The 23507-nt window shown below is 36.1% G+C and carries 20 protein-coding genes and 1 other annotated feature; of the genes, 5 read left to right on the top strand and 15 right to left on the bottom strand.

Going from position 1 to position 23507, the window contains the following annotated elements:
- Positions 1-33: 33 nt before the first annotated feature.
- The 10 genes from BN1242_RS09630 to BN1242_RS09585 form a co-directional block, all read right to left on the bottom strand.
- Positions 34-669, bottom strand: coding sequence for a V-type ATP synthase subunit D (locus BN1242_RS09630; protein ID WP_062354988.1), 636 nt, complete (start codon positions 667-669; stop codon positions 34-36).
- Positions 670-2067 carry a V-type ATP synthase subunit B gene (locus BN1242_RS09625; protein WP_062354984.1) on the bottom strand — a complete coding sequence of 466 codons (1398 nt, stop codon included), beginning with the start codon at positions 2065-2067 and terminating at the stop codon, positions 670-672.
- Positions 2060-3823 carry a V-type ATP synthase subunit A gene (locus BN1242_RS09620; RefSeq protein WP_062354981.1) on the bottom strand — a complete coding sequence of 588 codons (1764 nt, stop codon included), beginning with the start codon at positions 3821-3823 and terminating at the stop codon, positions 2060-2062. The genes BN1242_RS09625 and BN1242_RS09620 overlap by 8 nt, the downstream gene beginning before the upstream one ends.
- Positions 3824-3835: 12 nt before the next feature.
- Entirely contained in the window at positions 3836-4141 is a 306-nt protein-coding gene (locus BN1242_RS09615; RefSeq protein WP_062354978.1) for a V-type ATP synthase subunit F, read from the bottom strand.
- Positions 4134-5135, bottom strand: a complete 1002-nt coding sequence (locus BN1242_RS09610; protein ID WP_062354976.1) for a V-type ATP synthase subunit C — start codon at positions 5133-5135, stop codon at positions 4134-4136. The genes BN1242_RS09615 and BN1242_RS09610 overlap by 8 nt, the downstream gene beginning before the upstream one ends.
- A gap of 10 nt (positions 5136-5145) precedes the next feature.
- On the bottom strand, positions 5146-5703 hold the full coding sequence (locus BN1242_RS09605; RefSeq protein ID WP_062354973.1) for a V-type ATP synthase subunit E: 558 nt from the start codon (positions 5701-5703) through the stop codon (positions 5146-5148).
- A 54-nt stretch (positions 5704-5757) separates the two neighbouring features.
- Entirely contained in the window at positions 5758-6237 is a 480-nt protein-coding gene (locus tag BN1242_RS09600) for a V-type ATP synthase subunit K (protein WP_062354971.1), read from the bottom strand.
- Positions 6238-6307: 70 nt separating this feature from the next.
- On the bottom strand, positions 6308-8254 hold the full coding sequence (locus tag BN1242_RS09595) for a V-type ATP synthase subunit I (protein ID WP_062354968.1): 1947 nt from the start codon (positions 8252-8254) through the stop codon (positions 6308-6310).
- The gene (locus BN1242_RS09590; protein ID WP_062354965.1) at positions 8232-8570 is read right to left on the bottom strand and encodes a hypothetical protein; all 339 of its coding nucleotides are present in this window, start codon (positions 8568-8570) and stop codon (positions 8232-8234) included. Before BN1242_RS09590 ends, BN1242_RS09595 begins: the two co-directional genes overlap by 23 nt.
- A gap of 588 nt (positions 8571-9158) precedes the next feature.
- A complete protein-coding gene (locus BN1242_RS09585; protein ID WP_062354962.1) occupies positions 9159-9713 on the bottom strand; it encodes a DUF2238 domain-containing protein in 555 nt (184 codons plus the stop codon).
- 194 nt (positions 9714-9907) lie between these two features.
- On the opposite strand from BN1242_RS09585, the gene BN1242_RS09580 reads away from it, so the two are divergent.
- Positions 9908-11455 (top strand): glycosyltransferase family 2 protein, encoded by a 1548-nt coding sequence (locus tag BN1242_RS09580; protein WP_062354958.1) that lies wholly within the window; start codon positions 9908-9910, stop codon positions 11453-11455.
- Between the two features lie 46 nt (positions 11456-11501).
- Here BN1242_RS09580 and tyrS read toward each other — a convergent pair whose 3' ends face one another.
- Entirely contained in the window at positions 11502-12758 is a 1257-nt protein-coding gene (gene tyrS, locus BN1242_RS09575) for a tyrosine--tRNA ligase (RefSeq protein WP_062354955.1), read from the bottom strand.
- Positions 12759-12910: 152 nt separating this feature from the next.
- Positions 12911-13131, bottom strand: a binding site (T-box leader).
- Between the two features lie 115 nt (positions 13132-13246).
- On the opposite strand from tyrS, the gene BN1242_RS09570 reads away from it, so the two are divergent.
- Positions 13247-16051 (top strand): transglycosylase domain-containing protein, encoded by a 2805-nt coding sequence (locus BN1242_RS09570; RefSeq protein ID WP_071435509.1) that lies wholly within the window; start codon positions 13247-13249, stop codon positions 16049-16051.
- Positions 16052-16134: 83 nt separating this feature from the next.
- On the opposite strand, the gene acsA is transcribed toward BN1242_RS09570, so the two are convergent.
- On the bottom strand, positions 16135-17844 hold the full coding sequence (gene acsA, locus BN1242_RS09565; RefSeq protein ID WP_062354952.1) for an acetate--CoA ligase: 1710 nt from the start codon (positions 17842-17844) through the stop codon (positions 16135-16137).
- Positions 17845-18006: 162 nt separating this feature from the next.
- Here acsA and BN1242_RS09560 point away from each other — a divergent pair, with 162 nt between their 5' ends.
- Genes BN1242_RS09560 through BN1242_RS09550 form a run of 3 tightly spaced genes read left to right on the top strand, consistent with a single transcriptional unit; the run spans position 18007 to position 20469 of the window.
- Positions 18007-18639, top strand: a complete 633-nt coding sequence (locus BN1242_RS09560; RefSeq protein ID WP_062354949.1) for a GNAT family N-acetyltransferase — start codon at positions 18007-18009, stop codon at positions 18637-18639.
- A gap of 16 nt (positions 18640-18655) precedes the next feature.
- On the top strand, positions 18656-19303 hold the full coding sequence (locus tag BN1242_RS09555; protein ID WP_062354945.1) for an acetoin utilization AcuB family protein: 648 nt from the start codon (positions 18656-18658) through the stop codon (positions 19301-19303).
- Positions 19300-20469 (top strand): acetoin utilization protein AcuC, encoded by a 1170-nt coding sequence (locus BN1242_RS09550; protein WP_062354941.1) that lies wholly within the window; start codon positions 19300-19302, stop codon positions 20467-20469. The genes BN1242_RS09555 and BN1242_RS09550 overlap by 4 nt, the downstream gene beginning before the upstream one ends.
- Positions 20470-20615: 146 nt before the next feature.
- Here BN1242_RS09550 and motS read toward each other — a convergent pair whose 3' ends face one another.
- The 3 genes from motS to ccpA all read right to left on the bottom strand — a co-directional run bounded on the left by motS (position 20616) and on the right by ccpA (position 23313).
- Positions 20616-21404: a flagellar motor protein MotS gene (gene motS / locus BN1242_RS09545; RefSeq protein WP_062354937.1), complete on the bottom strand. Its 789-nt coding sequence runs from the start codon at positions 21402-21404 to the stop codon at positions 20616-20618.
- Positions 21404-22210: a flagellar motor protein MotP gene (motP, locus tag BN1242_RS09540; RefSeq protein ID WP_062356949.1), complete on the bottom strand. Its 807-nt coding sequence runs from the start codon at positions 22208-22210 to the stop codon at positions 21404-21406. Before motP ends, motS begins: the two co-directional genes overlap by 1 nt.
- A 104-nt stretch (positions 22211-22314) precedes the next feature.
- Positions 22315-23313, bottom strand: coding sequence for a catabolite control protein A (ccpA, locus tag BN1242_RS09535; protein ID WP_062354935.1), 999 nt, complete (start codon positions 23311-23313; stop codon positions 22315-22317).
- Between the last annotated feature and the right edge of the window lie 194 nt (positions 23314-23507).

The raw sequence follows: 23507 nt of genomic DNA, 5'->3' as shown, positions 1-23507 counted from the left end.
TCTCAGGTTACCGCTCCTATCAATCGTTCCAACTTATTTATTTATAATATCTTTCACCTTAATTAACCTCGTAATCGTACTTCTTTCACTTTCATCTAGTTTCATGCGAATAAATTTAATCGTCTCTTCTAAATCTGGTATTGTTCGATATTCAAGGGCATTCACGCGGCGGCGTGTTTTTTCGATTTCATCTGCCATAAGCTGACATGCTTTTTCCACTTCTGCTAGTTCAAGCAGTTTTGGCATAATGCTATACAATGTACCAATTGCCTCATCCAATTCAGCGGACGTTTGGACAAACCCGTATGGATAAATACTGCCCCCATCACTAGCTAATTTTCTTTTAAAATTCATTACTGGAACATGAACACTCATTACATTTTTCTGTTTGATTTCAAGATTAATCGATTCTTTTGGAAAGCAGACAGCTTCCTCTAGCATTTCAGGTGACATAACACTACTTGCTAAGAAAAAGTTTTTAAAAGATGTTTCCAATTCGCTTTCCACTTCCGAGCGCAATTGTTTGTTCTTTTTTATTAAAACGATAAATTGGCGCATTAACTCATCTTGTTTGTCCTTTAATAATTTGTAGCCCCTTTCGGCAATTTCGAGACGCTTTTTTAAGTTAGATAATTCCATACGGGTGGCATTCACATTTAATTTAGCCATTTACCTAACCCCTTTTTTATCCTTTTTATCTTGCGCCAAATATTTTTCTAAAAACTCAAAGCGGATTCTTTTCAGTTCTTCTCGCGGAATTAATGTTAATAATTCCCAACCTAAGTTCAATGTTTCAATAATACTACGATTATTGAAATATCCTTGATTAACGTATTTTTGGTCAAATGCCTCAGCAAAAGTAGCAAACGCTTTATCGACATCCGAAAGTGCTGTCTCTCCTAAAATTGTTGCTAACTCACGCGCTTGAATTCCCGATGTATATGCCGCATATAACTGGTTCATCGTGTCTGCATGGTCTTCCCGAGTTTTACCCGTACCAATTCCTTTATCTTTCAAGCGGGATAAAGAAGGTACCGCATTAATCGGTGGCTCGATTCCACGTTTATATAAATCCCTGGAAAGAATTATTTGGCCTTCTGTTATATAACCAGTTAAGTCTGGTATCGGGTGAGTTATATCGTCTTCTGGCATCGTTAAAATAGGAATCTGCGTGATAGAGCCGTTTTTCCCTTTTATTTTTCCTGCTCTTTCATAAATACTTGATAAGTCCGTGTATAAGTAACCTGGGTAGCCCCGGCGACCTGGAACTTCCTTCCTTGCTGCAGAAGTTTCCCGTAATGCCTCGGCATAGTTCGTCATATCAGTTAAAATAACTAATACGTGCATGTCTTGTTCAAATGCTAAATATTCCGCACAAGTGAGTGCCATCCTTGGTGTGGCAATTCTTTCAATTGCTGGGTCATTAGCTAAGTTAATAAACATCACTGCACGATCAATCGCTCCTGTTTTCGTAAAATCATCCATGAAAAATTGTGCTTCTTCGAACGTTATTCCCATCGCTGCAAAGACAACAGCAAACTTTTCATTAGAACTAAGAACGGATGCTTGTCTAGCAATTTGTGCCGCCACTTCATTGTGAGGTAATCCCGATGCGGAAAAAATCGGCAATTTTTGACCACGGACTAACGTATTCAGTCCATCTATACAAGAGATTCCCGTTTGAATAAATTCATTGGGATAATCACGAGAGACCGGATTAATTGGTACCCCATTAATATCTAGTCTCTTTTCAGGAATAATTTTCGGCCCGTCATCAACTGGTCGTCCTAATCCATCAAAGATTCGACCGATCATATCAGGTGATACACCTAGTTCTAGGGGACGGCCTAAAAAGCGAACGCGCGTATTTTTTAAGTTGACTCCACTGGAACCTTCAAAAAGTTGAACCATAGCTTTATCCCGGTTCACTTCGAGCACTCTTCCGCGACGCATTTCCCCATTTTGCAACTCTATTTCAACTAATTCTTCGTATTTAACTCCTTCTACCCCTTCTACAACCATTAAGGGGCCGACAACTTCTGTTACTGTTTTATATTCTTTAGGCATTTACGACACCTGCCTTACTAATTAACTCTGTCACACTAGTTACTAATTCATTATAGATTTGATCGATTTGATCGATTTGTCCCTCTTCTATATATTTCGCTCTAGCAATTTTTTCCCGAATTGGTAACCTTTCTAATTCCTTTATATATATTCCAGAATCCAGTGCTCGAATTCCTTGTCGGTAAAACTCTAATACTAGCTTCAACATTTTATTTTGCTTTTCATAAGAACAGAAAGTATCGGATTCATGGAATGCATTTTGTTGTAAAAAATCTTCCCGAATCGATTTTGCCGCTTCTAACTTCAATTGGTCTGGTTCAGATAATGAATCACGACCAACGAGACGGACGATTTCTTGCAACTTCGCTTCGTCTTGCAGCAAGTTCATGGCATATTGCCGGTTTTTTGAAAAATCACTATCGATATGTTCATTCATCCATGCATCAATTTTCGTTTGATAAAGAGAGTAAGAATTAAGCCAGTTGATCGCTGGAAAATGTCTTGCATAAGAAAGTGCATAGTCCAAGCCCCAAAACACTTTCACAATCCGCAATGTCGCCTGGGTCACAGGTTCAGAAATATCACCGCCTGGAGGAGAAACTGCACCGATAATGGTTACCGCTCCTTCGCGATTATCCTTTCCATGACAAATGACTTTCCCTGCTCTTTCATAAAATTCGGCGATTCGAGACGCTAAATAGGCAGGAAAACCTTCATCGCCTGGCATTTCCTCTAGCCGACCGGACATTTCCCGTAACGCTTCAGCCCATCTAGACGTGGAGTCTGCCATAATGGCCACTGAATAACCCATATCTCGATAATATTCTGCAATAGTTATACCAGTATAAATAGATGCTTCCCGAGCAGCAACCGGCATATTAGAAGTGTTCGCAATCAACACTGTTCGCTTCATCAAAGACTGACCAGTATGAGGATCGTTTATTTCTGGGAATTCCATCAATACATCCGTCATTTCATTTCCTCGTTCTCCACAACCAACATACACGACGATCTCTGCATCGGCCCATTTCGCAAGCTGATGCTGTACGACCGTTTTTCCTGATCCGAATGGTCCTGGAATTGATGCAGTTCCGCCTTTTGTTACCGGGAAAAATGTGTCAATGACCCGTTGACCAGTTAATAGCGGTTCTGTCGGATTTAATTTTTTTCGGTAACTTCTACTGCGCCGTACCGGCCATTTTTGACTCATTTGCAATTCAGTCTCACCATTTAATATACAAATCGTATCCACTATCGTATATTCACCTTCGTAAATTGCTGTTACAGTGCCCGATACACCGAATGGAACCATTACTTTATGCAAAATAACTGGTGTTTCTTGAACAGTGCCAATCACATCTCCTTGAGAAACTTCATCACCGATAGCAACTGTTGGGGTAAAATACCATTTCTTCTCACGATTTAAGCTCGGTACGCTCGTTCCTTTTGTTAAAAAGTCGCCAGTTAAATCTCTAATCGATTCCAACGGTCTTTGGATTCCGTCAAACATCATTTCTAAAATCCCTGGACCAAGTTCAACAGAAAGAGGCTCTCCTGTCGTATATACAGGATCCCCAGGTCCAATGCCGGTAGTTTCTTCATATACTTGAATCGAGGCAATATCCCCGCGCATTTCAATAATCTCGCCAATTAATTTATCTTCGGAAACGTGAACGACATCATAGACATTCGCTTCATCCATTCCCCGGGCCTCTACTAATGGACCGGATACTTTAATAATTTCGCCAACTTTCAAGATAGACCCTCCCTATAATATATTTGATCCAACGGCTTTTTCGACGTTCTCATTTATTCGTCTCATACCGATATTTAATGTGCCTTGATTACTTGGAATTAAAATGACCGCTGGAGAAAATTGATGATCATATCTTGTTATCGTATCTTCTATTAAACTGGCAATCTGCTCAGTAATAAAAATAATTCCGTAATCTTTTGCTAATGTATCCACTATTTTCCTCGCTTCGACTTCACCACTCACAGTAAATACTTCTACCCCAAGTGCTTGAAAGGCAAGAACCGATTCTTTATCACCTACTACTGCAATTTTATACATGAATATCACGCACCCTCTTCCTAATTAATTCAGGTGGAATTTGGTTCGCTTTTGAAATAATAATGATCCGTAAGTTTTTTAATTCCGCTTCCTTCATAAAGACGTAGGCAAAAAGTGGCTCCGGACCGAAATGGATATTTTTCGCAACTGCTACAATATCCATAAGACTTTTCTCCATTACTTTCTCAAAATCTGATAATTGATGCGTTTGCTCGTAAAGTTCCAAAGCTTTTACTAGATAGTCACCACTTTTTGTATTTTTCAATTTATTCCTTAAATCATTAATTGTATCATTGTAAGCTAGCATCAGCGCCTCTTTGTTGATATAACCGTTCATGAGAAGAACTTCTTGGAAAAATCCTATTTCTTTTCCTTGTTTTTGAAGGCGTAAAAGGGTACGGATATTAATAAAATCAATCATTGTTTTCACGAACTCAATAAATAAAGGTATTTCTGTTTCTGTTGCTGCTTTATATAAGTGGGTAACATATAAACGATCTAAAATGATGCCTATCCGCTGCGGATCACGAGAAACTTTATAATCTGCTAGCACATCCACAATTGCTGCTTGAACATGCTTTTCAATCGAGTTTAAATTTTCTTCGATTAATGCTGTTTTAATTTTCGTTATATTTAATATACCGATTGGAATGTAAAGATGGGAAAAATCTTTTTCTAGTATAATTTCTTTTATTAATACTTTTAAATTATGATAATCATATTTAAGGGCAAGCAAGTCAATAATTTTCCGGTTAGGAGACAGTTCCCACATTATTTCATATAATTTTACTAGTTCTTTCGTGAATAACTGATCGCTGATTCCTTCTGCAGATGTTTCTGTCATTGTAGTTGCATAGTTAGTATCACTTAAAATTTTTTGCACTTCATCGACATGTTCTGCTTCAATCATTTGTTCATACCTAGACTTGGTGAGAAGCTTTTTTTCAAGTACCCTTGTACGAACTACACCTTGGGTAAAGTCCATTCTATTCATGAAATCACTCCTAATGATCGAACAATACTTTGGCAACTTCCAATTCTAGTTCATCCTTGTAAAATTGTAATAAAAAAGTGAATGAATAGTTAAAGATGGACTGTTCGTCTTTTAACAAAAAGCCTGAATCAATTGTTTCAGTATCAGATACTTTGACTGGAAGCTGCAATTTGTTCACAATAGCTCTTTTATCTTCGGGAACTACTAGTACTTCCGTCCCTGTAAAGTTTTTTGTTTGTAATTGTTTTGTTAATATTTGTACATAAGTAGCGTCATTCATATTTACTAACTTTTCTTCCGCACTTATGAAGACTTCTTCAATTATATCTAGTTTCGCTCTTAACTTTTCATCGCGGATTTCTCTTCTAGCATTAGAGATTAGTTGTTCTTTCAATAAATTAGCATCAAATTTTGCCTTTCCGATAATTTTCTCGCGTTCTCTATGTGCTTCTGCTATTGTCTCTTGAATTATTTTTACTTTCTTTTCTTCTGCTCTTTCGATTATTTTCTCCACTTCTTGATTTGTATCATCCATTATTTTTGCAGTAAGTTGATTTATTCTCGTCATTTTCTCACATCCTCACCTTATCAAGTACTACCACTCTTCCACTATAGAAAAAAATTAAAAACTAACCGTTGTTAATAATATAAGGGAGATAACAAAAGCTAACAGTGCGTACGTTTCAACCATGACGGAATAAATAATCCCTTTCGTTGTCTGTCCTTCATTTTTCGCTAAGATTGTAATACCTGCTGCGGCAACTTTCCCTTGAAAAATTCCAGATCTCCAGCCTACAAAGGCTATTGGTAAACACGCCATTAACATATATAAGCCGTGTGCTAAATCCATATGGGCTGATAATTGTGTGAGAGCTAATAATCCAATAACGAAGCCATAAAGTCCTTGAGTACCAGGCAACAATTGCAATACTAATGATTTCCCAAACTTTTCTGGTTCTTCAATCATCAAACCTGAAGCCGCCTCCCCAACGAGACCCACACCGCGTGCTGACCCAATTCCTGACATAATCACTGCTAATGCAGCTCCTAAACCACCAAATACAACTCCACCAAAATTCACAAAAACTTCAGCAAAACTCATGAAAAATACCTCCTAAATAGTTACATTTTTATAGTTTTTAATTATTACTTAAAAGTGTTTTGTTCTATTACTATTTCAGTTGAATATATTTTGGTTCACTTTGAAAAGCTTTGAATGCCTTTCCTCCGCCTTCGTAAAACTTTCCAAAGAATTCAACATATGTTAAGCGGATTGTATGAACATAACTACCTAAGATGCTTAAAAATATATTAAAGGCTTGGCCAACGATAAATACAACAATTCCAAATAGGATACCAATAAATCCTAGGTCAAATAACATACCGACCATCATATTTATCGCTGATGCAATAAAAGCGCTCGAAAGGCCTAAAGCCATTAGTCTTGAATAAGATACGAAATCCCCTATATAACTGGAAATTCCATAAAGACTGTATAAACCACCACCAATTTTACCGCCTAATCCTTTACTTTCTCTACCACCAGTAGCTACAATCCCAATCATACCGATTACCATGATTACTAAGCCAATCATTTTGATAACTGCAGGTATATTCACAAATAAAGATAATAAGTACGCGATCCCGCCTCCTAAAGTTAAATACCAAAAACCTACATCAAATAAGGCATCTATGAATCTTCCATTTTTGATATGCATATAACCTTGTATAGCTAACGCAAAGAATATATGCACAACACCAAGAGCAATCGCTAAAATTAATAATAAATTATATTGTTCTGTTGCATGGATTACTGCCGGCATAGCAATAACGTCTCCAAAAAAAGACCCGTACATGATTCCCCAAAAGATAGTAGAATAGCTTAAATAATAGAAAAACCGGATAAACCTTCGCTGCTTATTCGTTAGTTTCAAAAGTTTCAATGCAAAATACGTCCCAATTAGCATTAATGCTCCATACCCTATATCTGCCACCATCATTCCAAAAAACAGTAAATAAAAGATTGAAAAAAGTGGAGTAGGATCAATTTCTTTATACTTCGGAAGCGCATACATTTCTGTTAGCGACTCAAATGACTGTGCAAACTTAGAATTTTCTAGTAGAATCGGTACATTAGGATCTTCATCGTCTGCAACATTCAAATCAAGGTAATAATCTTCACCTAGATTATTTTGTAATGTCTGTGTAAATTCGTTCGTTAATTTGGTTGGTACATAACCTTCAATAATATTAAAATAATCTGTCGCTAAAAAGTTCTGATTTGTGGAAATCCTTAACTTGACCATCATTAAATAATCATATAATAATTGTAGTTCCCTCATATGAATGGCCAGTTCTTGTAGTTTAGTTTTAATAGTTTGTAATTTTTCTCTCATTTGTTTCATTTCTGTTTGTAGTCGTGAAATTTCCTTTTCAGGTGTATCTTGTATATTCAAATTACTTCTTGAAAAACTATTATTTCGTAATATTTCTTGAACTTGGTCCACTTCATTTCGATGGGCAACAATCAATACATTCAGTTTGTCTTTGTCTTCACAAATAAAGCTGTAGACAGTCAACTTTAATTGCTCCATTTGTTGTTCGATGTTTTTCTTCAGTTTTTTTGGGATATTTCCTATTTCGACGGTACAATGTTGAAAAGAATGAAGTTGTGATACTGGCTCAGTAATAGAAAGCCATGGAGATAGTTCGTTAATTCGCATTAATATTTTCTCGATTGAATTTTCGAGATATTCCTTTTCACTAATTAATTCCCGAAATTTTCGATAAAAATGATCGAATTGAAAGGAGTTAACCGCTTTTTCTACTTCCGTAAGCTCATACGAGGCAATTCCAGTTTTTATTTCCTCTAATTTTGTTTTTTTTGTTTCATAACTTGATAATGTTTCAATCGCAAAGCTTACTTTTTGTATTTCCTCATTGATAAAGGTAAGCTTGTCATCTACATCAATATGAGAAAACCCAATTTCCTTTTGAATATTATCTTCATTTAAATTATGAAAATGGACGTATTTAAAGTTTTGTAATTCATGGAGGAGAGCGTTTCGATTATTAGAAAAGATAATTAACTTAAATTTACTCATTTGAACGATTGCCATTTGTTATCCTCTCCATTATCATCATTACTGCTTCGTTAATTTGTTCTTCACTAATCTGCTTTAATGAGACGAGCGACTCGTAACCTAACTCCTTTAATTTTTTCGCCTCCGCTTCCCCTTCTATCTTTGCTGACTGTTTTAGCACTTGTGCTTCTTTGTAAGCACTTTCAATTATGTCTGCATATTGTTTTTTCGCTAACAAATGAGCTTCTTCAACAATCTCCTGCTCTTTTTCTTTTGCTTTTATAATGAGCTGTTGGGCATTTTCTTCGGCAGCTTTTATTGTAGTAATCGCATGATCTAAATCTGTTATCATTCTCACCCCTCCTATTAGAAATGTATAATCAATCACAAATATAGAAACTTTAGAAGCTTTAGTTATACAAAGGCTGTGTTACAGATTGGTGTTGATTTCCGTTTCAGGCGGACGCTTTCCGCGGGCACGGCCTCAGCCGCTTCAACGCTACGCGTCTGTAGGGTCTTCGGCTCGTGCTGTTCCCGTGGACAAGAAACGCTTCGGAAGCGATGCATCGCACGAAGGAAAAAGCAAATGCTTTTTTCGAGGACTCGCCGCCGCCCTACACTACAATCAACAACTGACTAAAAATCAACAATAAACAATAACATAACCCATAAAACCGATTTTTCACCATAGTACATGAACATAGCTATATTTTCAGGGTAGCCTATAAAAAAAGAAATTTTAGTAAAAAATAACTATACAATAATTTTACAACTTAAAAATCATTGTTACAAGATTGTTTAGGAGAATTTAATCATATTGTCAATATTACAACGACTAAAAGCTAGTAATGAAAAAATAATCCTTGTTTTTAATACGGACTTGCAAAGGAAAAGTTTCACAAACTCACTCATTTTAACAAAGAAAAGCATCAAACTAAGTCTATCTGCTTCTTCGCACAATCGAATACACCAAACCAATGAAGAAACCACCAGCTGCATCGGCGATTAAATCAATCATCGTATCGCGGTTTCCACCACCTTGTAGGGTAAGATGAAAAAGTTCATCGGCACTAAATTCATATATTTCCCATATCACTCCGCCTAAAGTGGCAAATGCAAATATAAATAGAAAGGAGAAAAGTGGAGAGATGAGTACGGCAACCGCTTGGCTTATGAAATGTTCATATAGAGCAATTCCTACGAATGCAAGCAACACTCCACTTAAAAAATGCAATATTGTATCCCAGTACCCTAAACTGTACCACCCACGAATGGAACCTAAATATTGGGAGGCAAATAAAAATAAAAGGTACGAAATTATTAGCGGCTTATTGAATCGTATCCTTAATAATAGTGGAATTAGTCCACAAACTATCCCTGCAACAGCAACTAGTGCTTTAAAAGAGTCAGCTTGTAAATAATAATAAATCATTATAACTACCATAAATAATGAATAGGACGAACAAAGGCCGACGACAAACTTCTGCTTTATCATCAGTTAAATAATCCCTCCTTTTTCAGCATATTAGTTAAACATTTCCCCATTAATTTTCATTATAGCAGGATATTACCTTTTTTCATTCTCTATTACCAATTATTTACGTCAGAGTTTTGAATAAAATATCAAATTTTGGTTAGAAAAATAATGGGCTTTTCTATTCAAATCATTAAAGGAAGACGTGAAGCATTATGTTACAAATTAAAAATTGGCAAAATCACTTCCAAAAACTTTTCCCATATTATAAAAGAGGGGCTTATACTGTCATAAGCAAGCAGCGGCAAAAGAGAAATTATCTCGTTACAGTTATCACACCTGTATATAATGCAGAAAAATTCATTAGTCAATCCATAGAATCAGTAATGAACCAATCCATTGGCTTTGAAAATATTGAGTATATATTAATAGACGATTGCTCCACTGATCATTCTCGTGAAATTTTATTAAATTATGTTGAGTGTTACGACAATATTAGAGTCGTTTTACTCGACTGTAATTCTGGTTCACCTGGATATCCGAGAAATATAGGTATTGAGTTAGCGACCTCTCCATACATTACTTTTTTAGATGCGGATGATTGGTTACACTATGATGGGTTAAAAATCTTATATGAGATTTTAGAGGAAACTGGTGATCCATATGTAGTAGGAAAAACAATACAAATAGAAAAAGGAAGGTCTAAAGTCGTTGGGGAACATCAGTCATGTAAGGAAAGGAGAAGTGTCTCACCATTTTCTATACCACATATTTTTCACCATTTAGGTCCAACTGCTAGAATGATGAGGACGAGCTTTATTAAGAGGAAGAGAATTCAATTTCCTGAAATGAAATTCGCTGAAGATAAGCAATTTTTTATCGATGTATTAACAAGCTGTCAGAAGATCTCTACAACAACAAAACCAATTTATTATGTCAACCGGCTGGAAGAAACTATAAAAACACGTTTGACCAATCAGACGAACATATTACAGAAAACAAATTATAATTTGCAAGTCATCCATTACATTTTAAATCGAAAATTGGATAGTCAAATCGAAAAAATGATTGTTAATCGAATTTATGAATACGATTTAATAAGAAGATTTTTTACAACACCCCATTTTCAAAGTACAAAATTAAAACTGTTCTACTATTATAAATTTAAACGGATTGTGAAAACAGCAAAACAGTTAAAATATGATTTCACTGATAATTTTTTGCAGCCGATTCATAAAGTTATTTACGAACTAATATTAGAAAAACGTTACCGGGATGTTACTCGCCTTCTAGAGTGGGAAAGAAATACTAAAGTAAAGGAAATAATTATTAAAAAACAAAAGCCTTTTGTTGTCATTCCTTTTTTGGAAGAAAAATATCGATACATTCCAATACCACTTTATTTCACATTTAAGCAACATCTTTGTGAACATAATCGATATATTTTACATTTCCAAGTATATGGGGATCATTTACATTCGATAACCGATGTTTTAATCCGCGATAGTAAGGATGCTCACAATGAATATACTTTACCTGTTCAAATTAGCGAAAATGGAGCTGGAGTTATCGAAATACCATTAGATGAAATAAAAAGTTTCCCCCCTGCTAATTATTCAATTTTTGTCCGTTATAACGACTATGAGAAGATGAACATTCGTCAGTTAATTAAAAATGAGCTAAAACACCGTTATGAAAATCGAATATTCTCCTTTTACCATACAGCCTTTTCTAATGTTGCATTAAAAATTAGACAATCGTAACAAAAATGGTGAGCCTGTATGTAGTGGCTCACCATTTTCAAACTGATTAATATGTGATTAAATAGTATTTCTTCTTCCCTCTTCTAATGATCGTAAATTGGCCTTCAATTTTACTTTCACTAGTAATAATGTAACTTAAATCTGTAATCCGGTCCCCATTTATATATATTGCACCATTTTGAATATCTTCCCGTGCTTGACGTTTCGAAGGGGAAATTTTTGCATCTACTAATAGATCTACTAACCCAATGGAATCAGTCTCCACTTTATGTGAAGGAACATCTTTAAATCCTTGCAGTATTTCTGTTGCGGATAATTCTTTTAAATTTCCACTAAACAATGCTTCCGTAATTTTTTTCGCTTGTTGAAGTGCTTCTGCTCCATGTACTAAACGGGTCATTTCTTCTGCTAGTGTCTTTTGGGCTACCCTTTTTTCCGGTGCTAACTTTGTCTCTTCCTCTAAACGGATGATTTCCTCATGAGACAAGAATGTAAAGTATTTTAAATATTTCGTTACATCACGGTCATCAGTATTAATCCAAAATTGATAAAACTCATAAGGTGTAGTTTTTTCTGGGTCTAGCCAAATTGCCCCACCTTCTGTTTTGCCGAATTTTGTTCCATCTGCCTTCGTTACTAAAGGAATCGTTAATCCGAATGCTTTTGCATCATCTACCGATTTACGAATTAATTCTAGTCCCGCAGTAATATTCCCCCACTGGTCACTGCCACCGATTTGTAACCGACAATTTTCATTTTTATAAAGCATGAGGAAATCTAAAGATTGCATGATCATATAACTAAATTCTGTGAAGGAAATACCAGAATCAATTCGGGACTGTACCGTTTCTTTTGCTAACATATAATTTAATCCAAAGTTTTTCCCTACATCTCTTAAAAAAGTAATTAAATCCATTTTCCCAATCCAATCAAAATTGTTCGCCATTTTTGCTGGATTTTCTACATTATCAAATTCCAGGAAACGAGAAAGTTGTTCTTTTATACGGTTACTCCATTCAGAAACGACATCCGCAGAATTCAATGTTCGTTCGGCTTTTTTTCCACTCGGATCACCAATAAGTCCTGTTGCCCCACCGACAAGAGCAATAGGATGGTGTCCAGCTTGTTGGAACCGACGCAACATTAATATGGGCAGTAAATGGCCAATGTGCAAACTATCTGCTGTTGGATCAAATCCACAATATAATTTTATCTTTTGGGTCGTTAATAGCTCTGTTAAACCTTCTTCATCGGTTATTTGATTAATTAAACCACGGAACTGTAAATCTTCCAGTAAATTCATTTTATCTGCTCCTTTGCATGTTTTTCACTAATTTTGCTAAAGCTGATGTTAAAGACTTAACGTGTTCAGGAATATTACCAGATATATTGCTTATTTTCTTAGAGAAATTTCAACTCCCTTTAAACACACAAAAAATCCCTTCGAATACTTTTCGAAGGGACGATTATATCGCGGTACCACCCAACTTGAGGAAAAGTAACTTTCCTCCGCTCATTTGTATAACGGTATATTATCCGTTCATTGCTACTTGTTTTCTCTTCACAATGAATGCTCAAGGATGTAATTCGCATTAACTTTTTGTACTGGTTTGCACCTACCACCAGCTCTCTTCAACAGGGAAAGTAACGCTACTTATTCCTCTCATCGCTTTAACATTATCCAGTTGTAATATTAATAACTTTTATACCATAAGAAATTTTAACTGTCAATGTAAAAAATACAGTTACACAAATCAATCTATGTTATAATTTGTCTTTGGAGGGATAGAGATGAGAGCTTTTTATGAAAAAGTAATAGAAACCTTTAGGTCGCTCAAAACGGTATTAGTTCATCCGACTACAGCAATGACCTTTCGCATAACCTACTCTGTTATATGGAATCTTATATTAGTTTTTCTGATTATTGGCCTTTTAATTGTAGTACTCGGGATGGGTGTCGGTGTAGGTTATTTCGCATCTTTAGTAAAAGATGAAAAACCACGTTCCTATGAAAGCATGAAAAGAGATATTTATAACTACGAAGAAACGTCCGAAGTTTATTTTGCTAATAACACGTATTTAGGAAAACTACGAACAGACTTAGAACGAGAAGAAGTAAGTATTGATCAAGTTTCAGAATATTTAAAGGATGCAGTGATAGCTACCGAAGATGAAAATTTCCTCGATCATGAAGGGATAGTCCCTAAAGCTGTTTTTCGGGCCCTTTTTCAAGAAGTAACAAACTCTTCTACACAGTCTGGTGGTAGTACGCTCACGCAGCAGCTAATTAAAAACCAAATTTTAACTAATGAAGTTTCATTTGAAAGAAAGGCGAAGGAAATTTTACTTGCCTTGAGATTAGAGAAATTTTTTGACAAAGAGGAAATCTTGGAAGCATATTTAAATGTTTCCACATTCGGCAGAAACTCATCTGGTCGTAATATTGCCGGTGTCCAAGCGGCTGCGAAAGGAATATTTGGAGTTGAAGCAAAAGATTTAAATATTCCCCAGGCTGCTTTTATTGCTGGGCTTCCTCAAAGTCCTTTTCGATACACTCCTTTTACTCGGGAAGGGAAAATAAAAGAGGAACAATATTTGCAACCAGGCCTTAGTCGGCAAAAAGTTGTTTTACAAAGAATGTATGAAGCAGGTGCCATTTCCAAAAAGGAATATGAAGATGCACTAGAATATGATATTGTAAAAGACTTTATTCCATCTAGAGCAAATCCGTTAGATAAATACCCTTATTTAACTTTTCGAGTAGAAGACCGGGCGAAAGAAATTTTAAGCTACGTTTTAGCTGAAAAAGATGGATATTCGAAAGAAGATTTGCAAAACAGTAAAATTCTTAGTGATAAATATAAAACACTTGCAGGAAGAGATTTGCGCCGAAACGGTTACAAAATATATACGACTGTTAATAAAAAACTGTATGAAGAATACCAAAAAGTTATTAAAAACTTTAAAGCGTATGCACCTTCCCGTAAAGTAAAGAAAGAAGACCCCGAAACAAAAGAAGAATATATGGCAACTGAACCGATTGAAGTCGGTGTTATGCTTATCGAAAATAAAACAGGGAATATTCTTAGTTTTTCTGGCGGAAGAGATTTTAGCCGGGAGCAAACCGATCATAGTCAAGCACTTAGACCGATTGGCTCTACAGCAAAACCACTCGTTGTATATGGTCCAGGAATTGATATGGGCTTAATATCACCAGGAACCGTTGTTGCAGATGTCGACTTAGGTATTAGAATTAACGGCAGGGCGTGGCCACAAAACTTTAGTGAACGTTATTATGGTTTAACTTCGGCAAGAACAGCTTTAACCCATTCCTATAACGTATCGGCGGTTAGCTTTTTTAACCAAATTTTACCACGAGACCCTGTGAAAAATTATTTGGAGAAAATGGGCATCACTTCTTTAAGGCGAGATCATTATACCGCTCCTTCCACTGCATTAGGAGCACCCGATATTAGTGTCGAGGAAAATACAAATGCTTTTGCTACATTTGGAAATTATGGTAACTTTGTTGACTCTAATTTAGTTGAAAAAATTGTCGATCAAAATGGAAATGTAATCTTTGAACATAAGGCAGAACCGGTGGAAGTTTTTTCCCCGCAAGCATCTTATTTAACTGTAGATATGATGCGTGATGTAGTGAAAAAAGGAACTGCTCGTTCTTTAGCCAATTACTTAAATTTCTCAGCAGATTTTGCGGGCAAGACCGGAACATCTAATGATGCTAGAGATATATGGTTCGTTGGTTTAAATCCAAATGTTACCCTTGGAATTTGGATGGGTTATGATACTCCAGCAAGAATTCCTAATTCTTATACATTAAAACATTTGCAACTTTGGGCTGAACTAATGAATGCAACGAATAAAATTGTTCCTGAAATCGTAGGTGCAAAAGATACGTTTAAAATGCCAGGTGGAATTGTCAAGCGTGAATATTGTGGTGTCTCCGGGTTATTGCCATCGGAAGCATGTAAAAAAGCTGGATTTGCAATGTCCGACTATTTTATCGATAAATATGTACCGACCGAAGAGGATAACAGCATCATTAATGGTAAATATGTAATAATTAAAAACAAAAAATATTTAGCAATGGCTTCCACTCCTGATGAGTTTGCGTACGAAGGTATCATGCTTAATCTGGACTTTATAAAACAAATTGCACCAGCAACATTAAAAGATATTGACCAATTGATACCAAATACTAGTCAGTGGGCAAACGTATTAGTACCAGATGCAAAAATTGATGAGAATGGAAAAGTTCCTGCACCTGTTCAAATTAAATTGTCTGGAAACACTATTCAGTGGAATGAACATAAAGAAAACGATATTATTGGTTATCGGGTATATAAGATTGTTAACGGAAATAGAGAAAAAGTTGCTAGCATCTCCTCTGGAACGAAGCTTTCTTATCGAATACCGTCAATGGGGCAATATGCAATTACTGCCGTTGATATTGCTGGTAACGAGTCAGACTTATCAAATATAGTGAAAAGAGGATTAATAATCGAAATTCCGCAAGATGGAGATGAAGATGAAATCATAATTGAGCTTCCAAGACCGAGGGACAGTGAAGAATAGTTATGATTAATGTGGGATAATACGAACAGGCAAGTGGCTTTCTCCACTTGCCTGCTTATTTTTAGTCTTCCACTTTGACTAGTCTAGTCTTCCATAGTTGAAAGGTCACCAGTCGGTAAATTTAGTTCCCATGATTTGAGAACACGGCGCATAATCTTTCCGCTTCTCGTTTTTGGAAGCTTATCACGAAATTCGATTTCCCTCGGAGCTGCATGAGCCGCTAAGCCTTTTTTAACAAATGATTGGATCTCCGCTTTAAGATCTTCGGAAGGTGAATATCCCTCCCGTAAAGCAATAAAGGCTTTAATTATTTCTCCACGGACTGGATCTGGTTTTCCTATTACCCCTGCTTCACTAACTGCCGGATGTTCCACTAATTTACTTTCCACTTCAAAAGGTCCAACCCTCTCCCCAGAAGTCATAATTACATCATCAATTCTTCCTTGAAACCAAAAATAACCGTCTTCATCCATATAAGCGGAATCACCTGAAATATACCATCCATTTTGGAAAAAATAGGATTCATATTTTTCGGGGTTATTCCAGATTTGACGCATCATGGATGGCCAGCCTTTTTTAATGGCTAAATTCCCCATTTGATATGGGGGTAATACATTTCCTTGATTGTCAACGATAGCTGCTTCTATACCTGGGATTGGTTTCCCCATCGAACCTGGTCGAATATCCATACATGGATAATTACTAATTAATTGTGCTCCTGTCTCGGTCATCCACCAATTATCATGAATTCTTAAGCCGAACACTTTTGCACCCCAACGAATTACTTCCGGATTTAGCGGTTCCCCAACACTTAAAATATGACGTAAAGAAGTGAGATCATATTCATTTACAATATCATTACCAGCACCCATCAACATCCGAAAAGCCGTAGGGGCACTATACCAAACGGTTACACCATAGTCTTCAATCGTTTGGTACCATGCTTCTGGACTAAACCTCCCCCCGACAATTACATTCGTTGAACCTGTTAACCATGGGCCAAAAATGCCATAAGATGTGCCTGTAACCCAACCTGGATCAGCAGTACACCAATAAATGTCTTCTTCCCGCAAGTCAAGAACCCATTTTGCTGTTACATAATGTTGAATCATTGCATTATGTACATGTAAAACTCCCTTTGGTCTACCTGTGGAACCAGATGTGTAATGAAGAATTAACCCGTCTTCACGATCGACCCAAACAACATCCATACGGTTACTCGCTTTAGACATGCTACGCTTTAAATCAATAAATTTATCTGTTTCTTCAACGTTATCACCGACTAAGAAAATTTTTTCTATTTGTGGTAAATCTGGAACTCGCGGCAATAATTCAGGAGTGGTGACTAAAAATTTCGCTCCACTATCCTCCAATCGGTCGCGGACAGCGCCTTCCATAAAAGCCTCAAATAGTGGTCCAACAATTGCTCCGAGCTTAATAGCACCTAATAAAGAAAAATAAAGTTCAGGAGACCGTGGCATAAAAATAAAAATACGCTCTCCCTTCGTAACCCCATAATCTTTGAATACGTTTCCTGCTTTATTGGACCATTCTTTCATTTCTTTAAACGTATATTTTTCATTTCTATTTAGATCACGATAGAAAAGAGCGACTTTATTTTTACGAAAACTGTCTGCATGACGATCAATCGCCTCATAAGCCATATTAACTTTCCCTGTTTTGTACCAGGTAAAATTTTGCTCAGCATCTTCCCAACGGAAGTTTGCATACGTTTCATCATAATTTAGTAAATTGTAATCCCCTGATTTAGCCGATAGCGCTTTCACATATATTCCCCCTTGTTGTTTAATACAGTTTTTATTATAGGGTATATTACACCAATTCTCAATTTTTTAATTACATTAAGTGTCTATACTTTCTACATAAAATTATATTTTCTTTCTTACTTTTTTGTATAATATAATTATAGAAAATAAAAAGGGTTAGGTGAGGGGATGGAACATAAGAAACAATATTTTAAAAAAAGTATAGAAACACCTAAAGGGACATTAATTATTGAAGGTCCTGTATCATCGGAAACATTAGCAAGCTATCAATTTCATGAAGGACTTGTTGCATTCCGCCCGCCAAAAGAACAACAAACAGCGTTAGTGGAAATTGCTAATTTAGATGAGGGTCGGATTATCATTGCCCGCCAACAAAATATTATTGTTGGCTATGTAACATATTTATATCCAGATCCACTAGAACGGTGGTCAGAAGGTAATATGGAGAATCTTCTCGAACTTGGCGCCATTGAAGTTGCTCCGCCTTATCGCGGTTTATCCATCGGTAAACAATTACTCATCGTTTCGATGATGGATGACGCAATGGAAGACTACATTATCATTACGACAGAATATTATTGGCATTGGGATTTAAAAGGGACTGGACTAAATGTTTGGGAATATAGAAAAGTAATGGAAAAAATGATGAATGCAGGAGGGCTCGTTTGGTTTGCAACAGATGACCCTGAAATTAGTTCACATCCGGCAAACTGCTTGATGGTAAGAATTGGCAGTCGTGTAAAGCAAGATGATATTGAAAAATTTGATCGTCTGCGCTTTATGAACCGATTTATGTATTAAATAAAGGGGGATTGAAATGCTCATACAAGACGTAATGATTCGAAGAGTTTTTACTTTAAACAAAACAGATATGATCAAAGATGCTATAGAATTAATGCAAGATCGGCAAATCCGGCATATCCCCATTGTAGACAGCGACTATTCCTGTATCGGGATTGTAACCGATAGAGATATTCGTTCTGCAGTCCCTTCCATCTTTTATTCAGAAGAACAGCACGATGTATTTTCGAGACCGATTGAATCAATAATGACAACGAATGTCATTACCGCCCATCCATTAGATTTTATTGAAGAAGTAGCGGCAATTTTTTATCGGGAAAATATCGGTTGTCTGCCTATCGTCGCACATAATCGCTTAATCGGTATTATTACAGAAACAGATGTTTTAAGAACATTTGTTGAACTTACCGGTGTTAATCAGCCAGGTAGTCATTTGGAAGTTCGCGTGAAAAATAAACCTGGTATTTTGGCTGATGTTGTAGAAATAATACGCCAGCATCATATTAATATTCAAAGTATATTCGTCTATCCAGACAAATCGAGCCAAGATAAGAAAATTCTTGTATTTCGGATAGAAACAATCAATCCAAATAGTATAGTGGATGCTATTTTAGCAAATGACTATGAGGTACTTTGGCCGAAAAAGCCGAGGATTTCACCATGAAAAATAAAGCCGCTTTTGTCTATTCAGATCAATTATTAAACTATAAATTTCATGCAAACCATCCCTTCAATCAACAACGCATAAAAATGACGTTAGATTTATTACAACATAGTCAAGTAATATCTGATAAAGACATCATTCCACCACGTTTCGCATTAGAAGAGGAGCTATTGCTTGCCCATGACCAACGATATATAAATGCGGTGAAAAAGGCAGGAATGGGGGAGCTACAAGCGGACACTGCTGAAAGTTATGGTTTGGGGACGGAAGATACGCCCATTTTTCAAAATATGCATGAAGCTAGCAGCTTAATCGTCGGAGGAACATTAACAGCTACAGATTTAGTAATGCAAGGGGAATACGAACATGCTCTCCACCTTGGTGGCGGGTTGCATCACGGATTACAAGGAAAAGCATCTGGATTTTGTATTTATAATGATTGCTCAATAGCTATTAAATATATTTTACAAAAATATCAAGCGAAAGTTTTATACATAGATACCGATGCTCATCATGGGGATGGAGTCCAATGGGCGTTTTACGATAATCCCAATGTATGTACTTTCTCGATTCATGAAACAGGCAGGTATTTATTCCCTGGAACCGGTTCTATTTATGAACGAGGTCACGGTGAGGGCTATGGCTATACTTTTAATATTCCGTTAGATGCATTCACGGAAGATGAATCGTTTATGCATGCTTATCGAACGGCATTAGTAGAAATAGTGGAATATTTTAAACCAGATGTTATTTTTACACAAAATGGTGCAGATGCCCATTATTACGACCCGCTCACACATTTATCAGCAACGATGAGAATATATCGTGAAATTCCTAAACTTGCTCACGAACTAGCCCATCAATATTGTAATGGTCGCTGGATAGCTGTTGGCGGAGGTGGTTATGATATTTGGCGGGTCGTTCCACGTGCCTGGGCATTCCTTTGGCTAGAGATGATAGACCATCATCTTGAGGGACAACTGCCAGAAGAGTGGCTTCATCAATGGCAGAAACATGCACCTGTTTCATTGCCAACAAAGTGGGAAGATGAGGACAATATTTATCCTCCCATTCCAAGGCGAAAAGAAATTAACGAAAAAAATAGAATAACAGTAGATAAAGTATTACAAATCATTAACCGCTCTAATTCAAATACGAAAAAATAACGTTAACTTTTATTAATACTTCATACATGATTCATGAATTATCAATGCTTATTATAATGCTAATTATTGTTGAAGCCGCTTCCTTGCTCCGCATTAATGAAAAAAAGCCGGTCTAAAGGTAATTTCACTTCCTTTAGTCGGCTTTTTTACTCCTCGGTTACCGTTTTTCCCTCTTCATGGTCAACATAGGTAGGATCCATGATTACTATTTCGACACGACGGTTTTTTTGCCAATTATCTGGTCCATCATTTGGTGCTACTGGCCTTGTTTCAGCATAGCCAGTAGCAATGAATCTGGTAGGGTCAATGTTGAATTGTTCAATGAAGTAGCGGATAACACTACTTGCCCGTGCAGTAGACAATTCCCAGTTAGACGGATATTGAACAGTATTAATTTGTCTCCCATCGGCATGGCCTTCCACTTTAACAATATTCGGTATGTCTTTTAACAAGGAACCTACTTTATTTAAAAAAGGCAGTCCGCTATTTAAAATAACTGCTTCACTAGTATTAAAAAGGATTTGCTCTGGTAAAACAAGTACTACCCCTCGCTCTACTCTAGTTATAACAATGATATCTTGTAAATCATTTTCATCAATATACTTTGAAACCTCTGTAAGTAGATTATCGAGTCTTTTATCCGCTTCCTTTTCTGCTTTTTCTGCGTCAGTCATACTATTTAACTCTTTATTATCTCCGTCTCCATCTAAAATTTGTTGGGGCGGTTGGTCAAGTTGTATCGCAGATGGATAAAATTCAAAAATATTACGATCGCGAAAGGAATCCGCGATTGCACGAAACTTTTGCATATCAATTTGTGACATAGAAAATAGCAAAATGAAAAATACTAAAACTAATGTAACTAAGTCTGAATAAGTAACCATCCAGCGCGGCGCACCTTTGTTCTGAGAAGGAGGTGTTTTTTTTCTCTTCATTATTCATCACCTTCAACCATATTATCACTTGTATTTTCTTCTAAATCACTTCCAGATAAAAAGGCACTAAGTTTTTCATTTAATAGTTTCGGATTTTGCCCCGATTGAACGCCGATGACACCTTCAATAACAATTTGCTTCATGAAAACTTCTTTTTCTGTCTTTAATGCTAACTTCGCTGCTAAAGGTATAAATACTAAATTGGACAATAATGACCCATATAAAGTAGTTATTAACGCTATAGCCATATTTGGACCTAGTGTTGATGGATCGTTTAAATCATTTAACATTAATATTAATCCAATTAAAGTACCAATCATCCCCCAAGAAGGAGCATACTCCCCAGCTTTTTCTAAAAGACTTCTACCTTTACGGTGACGCTCTTCCATTGCCGATATTTCAGCATTCATTATATCAATAATTACATCTGAATCCATTCCATCTACTGCGAGCAACATTCCTTTACGAATAAATGGATCATCAATTTCCTCAATTTCTGACTCTAATGCTAGCAACCCTTCTCTTCTAGCTCTATCAGACAACCTTACGAACAATTGAATTAACTGGGACAGATTATTATCTTGTCTTGAGAAGGCTTGTCTAATAACTGTGAACAATAGGCGCATTTCTTTTAGCGAAAAGCTAATTAACATTGCAGCGGTCAGTCCGCCAAAGACAATGATCATTGAAGATAAATCAATAAACCGTAAAAAACCTGTAAGCCCCTTTTCAGATACAACGCCAAAAATAAAGATTAATATGCCGATTAGTAATCCTATTGGTGTTAATGAATCAAACTTTTTCATAATTAATCTCCCAAATAATCTGGAATTTTTATCCATCCTCCTATATAAAAAATAATAAAAAAAGGAAGATGAAAAATCTCTCTTCCTTTATATCGTCTCTTAATTTAATTTGTTGAGTGGCGATATTCAATTCTGTGTGGCAGAATTACAACATTTTCTGTTACTTCTTCTTTATTCATATATTTTGTTAACAATCTCATTGAAACTGCACCAATATCATATAATGGTTGTACAACCGATGATAGTTGCGGACGAACCATTAATGCTAGTCGTGTATTATCGGAGGAAATCACTTCAAAATCATCTGGAATTAAATATCCTTTATCTTGAAGGCCGTGAATAACACCGACAGCCATTTCATCTGAGTTAACCCAAATAGCCGTTGGACTATTTTCTAATTCTAAAATACGTTCTGCCACCTCTAATCCAGAATCGTACGTATAGTCTCCTTCGATTACAAATTCATCATTGAATTCTATTCTAGCTTCTTCTAGCGCTCTTTTATAACCAACTAATTTTTTATGTTGATTAATTGGTTCATTAAGGGGACCAACAACAAATGCAATATTTTGATGACCTTTATCAATAAAATATTTTACTACATCATAAGAAGCTTGTTCATAGTCAATATTTACAGAAGGAATTTTTCCAGTTTCTTCAATGGCACCAGCTAATACAATAGGAGCAGGTGATTTCTCTAGCTCTTCCCGTAATTTTTCCGTAATGTTACCGCTCATAAATACAATTCCGTCTACTTGCTTGCCAAGCATTGTATTTAACAAATGTAATTCTTTATCTTCATTTTGGTCAGAGTTGCTCAAAATAATATTATAATTGTACATAGTTGCAATATCTTCTATCCCTCTAGCTAACTCCGCAAAAAATGTATTGGAGATATCTGGAATAATAACTCCGACCGTTGTCGTCCTTTTACTAGCTAACCCTCTAGCAACTGCATTTGGCCGGTAACCAAGTCTATCAATTACTTCCAACACCTTTTTTCTTGTTGCAGGTTTCACATTTGGGTTTCCATTTACTACACGGGACACGGTTGCCATTGAGACATTTGCCTCACGGGCAACATCATAAATTGTTATATTCACTTTACGTCCATCTCCTTATCTTTTATCCATCATTCTTGAATCATCGTTTGATTTTATTATTAATGTTAACATAAAAAGGTTAAAGAATTATCTTTCTTTATTTTTCCCACAAATATATTTTTTCAACTATTTACTTAATGGTACGAACAAAGCTACCGTTCATTTCCGTGTTCTATGTATTTATCATACGCTAG

Source organism: Bacillus kwashiorkori (assembly GCF_001375515.1).
Classification (GTDB): domain Bacteria; phylum Bacillota; class Bacilli; order Bacillales; family Caldibacillaceae; genus Bacillus_BK; species Bacillus_BK kwashiorkori.
Note: the sequence above shows the minus strand (reverse complement) of the source record. Positions and strands in the feature narration are given on the sequence as shown.

Coding starts and splice junctions, on each gene's coding strand:
- motP (WP_062356949.1), bottom strand. CDS start 22,210: ATGAAAAAGTTTGATTCATTAACACCAATAGGATTACTAATCGGCATA.
- BN1242_RS09580 (WP_062354958.1), top strand. CDS start 9,908: ATGTTACAAATTAAAAATTGGCAAAATCACTTCCAAAAACTTTTCCCA.
- BN1242_RS09615 (WP_062354978.1), bottom strand. CDS start 4,141: ATGTATAAAATTGCAGTAGTAGGTGATAAAGAATCGGTTCTTGCCTTT.
- BN1242_RS09550 (WP_062354941.1), top strand. CDS start 19,300: ATGAAAAATAAAGCCGCTTTTGTCTATTCAGATCAATTATTAAACTAT.
- BN1242_RS09570 (WP_071435509.1), top strand. CDS start 13,247: ATGAGAGCTTTTTATGAAAAAGTAATAGAAACCTTTAGGTCGCTCAAA.
- BN1242_RS09560 (WP_062354949.1), top strand. CDS start 18,007: ATGGAACATAAGAAACAATATTTTAAAAAAAGTATAGAAACACCTAAA.
- motS (WP_062354937.1), bottom strand. CDS start 21,404: ATGAAGAGAAAAAAAACACCTCCTTCTCAGAACAAAGGTGCGCCGCGC.
- BN1242_RS09585 (WP_062354962.1), bottom strand. CDS start 9,713: ATGATAAAGCAGAAGTTTGTCGTCGGCCTTTGTTCGTCCTATTCATTA.
- BN1242_RS09630 (WP_062354988.1), bottom strand. CDS start 669: ATGGCTAAATTAAATGTGAATGCCACCCGTATGGAATTATCTAACTTA.
- BN1242_RS09595 (WP_062354968.1), bottom strand. CDS start 8,254: ATGGCAATCGTTCAAATGAGTAAATTTAAGTTAATTATCTTTTCTAAT.
- BN1242_RS09555 (WP_062354945.1), top strand. CDS start 18,656: ATGCTCATACAAGACGTAATGATTCGAAGAGTTTTTACTTTAAACAAA.
- BN1242_RS09610 (WP_062354976.1), bottom strand. CDS start 5,135: ATGAATAGAATGGACTTTACCCAAGGTGTAGTTCGTACAAGGGTACTT.
- BN1242_RS09625 (WP_062354984.1), bottom strand. CDS start 2,067: ATGCCTAAAGAATATAAAACAGTAACAGAAGTTGTCGGCCCCTTAATG.
- tyrS (WP_062354955.1), bottom strand. CDS start 12,758: ATGAATTTACTGGAAGATTTACAGTTCCGTGGTTTAATTAATCAAATA.
- BN1242_RS09605 (WP_062354973.1), bottom strand. CDS start 5,703: ATGACGAGAATAAATCAACTTACTGCAAAAATAATGGATGATACAAAT.
- BN1242_RS09600 (WP_062354971.1), bottom strand. CDS start 6,237: ATGAGTTTTGCTGAAGTTTTTGTGAATTTTGGTGGAGTTGTATTTGGT.
- BN1242_RS09590 (WP_062354965.1), bottom strand. CDS start 8,570: ATGATAACAGATTTAGATCATGCGATTACTACAATAAAAGCTGCCGAA.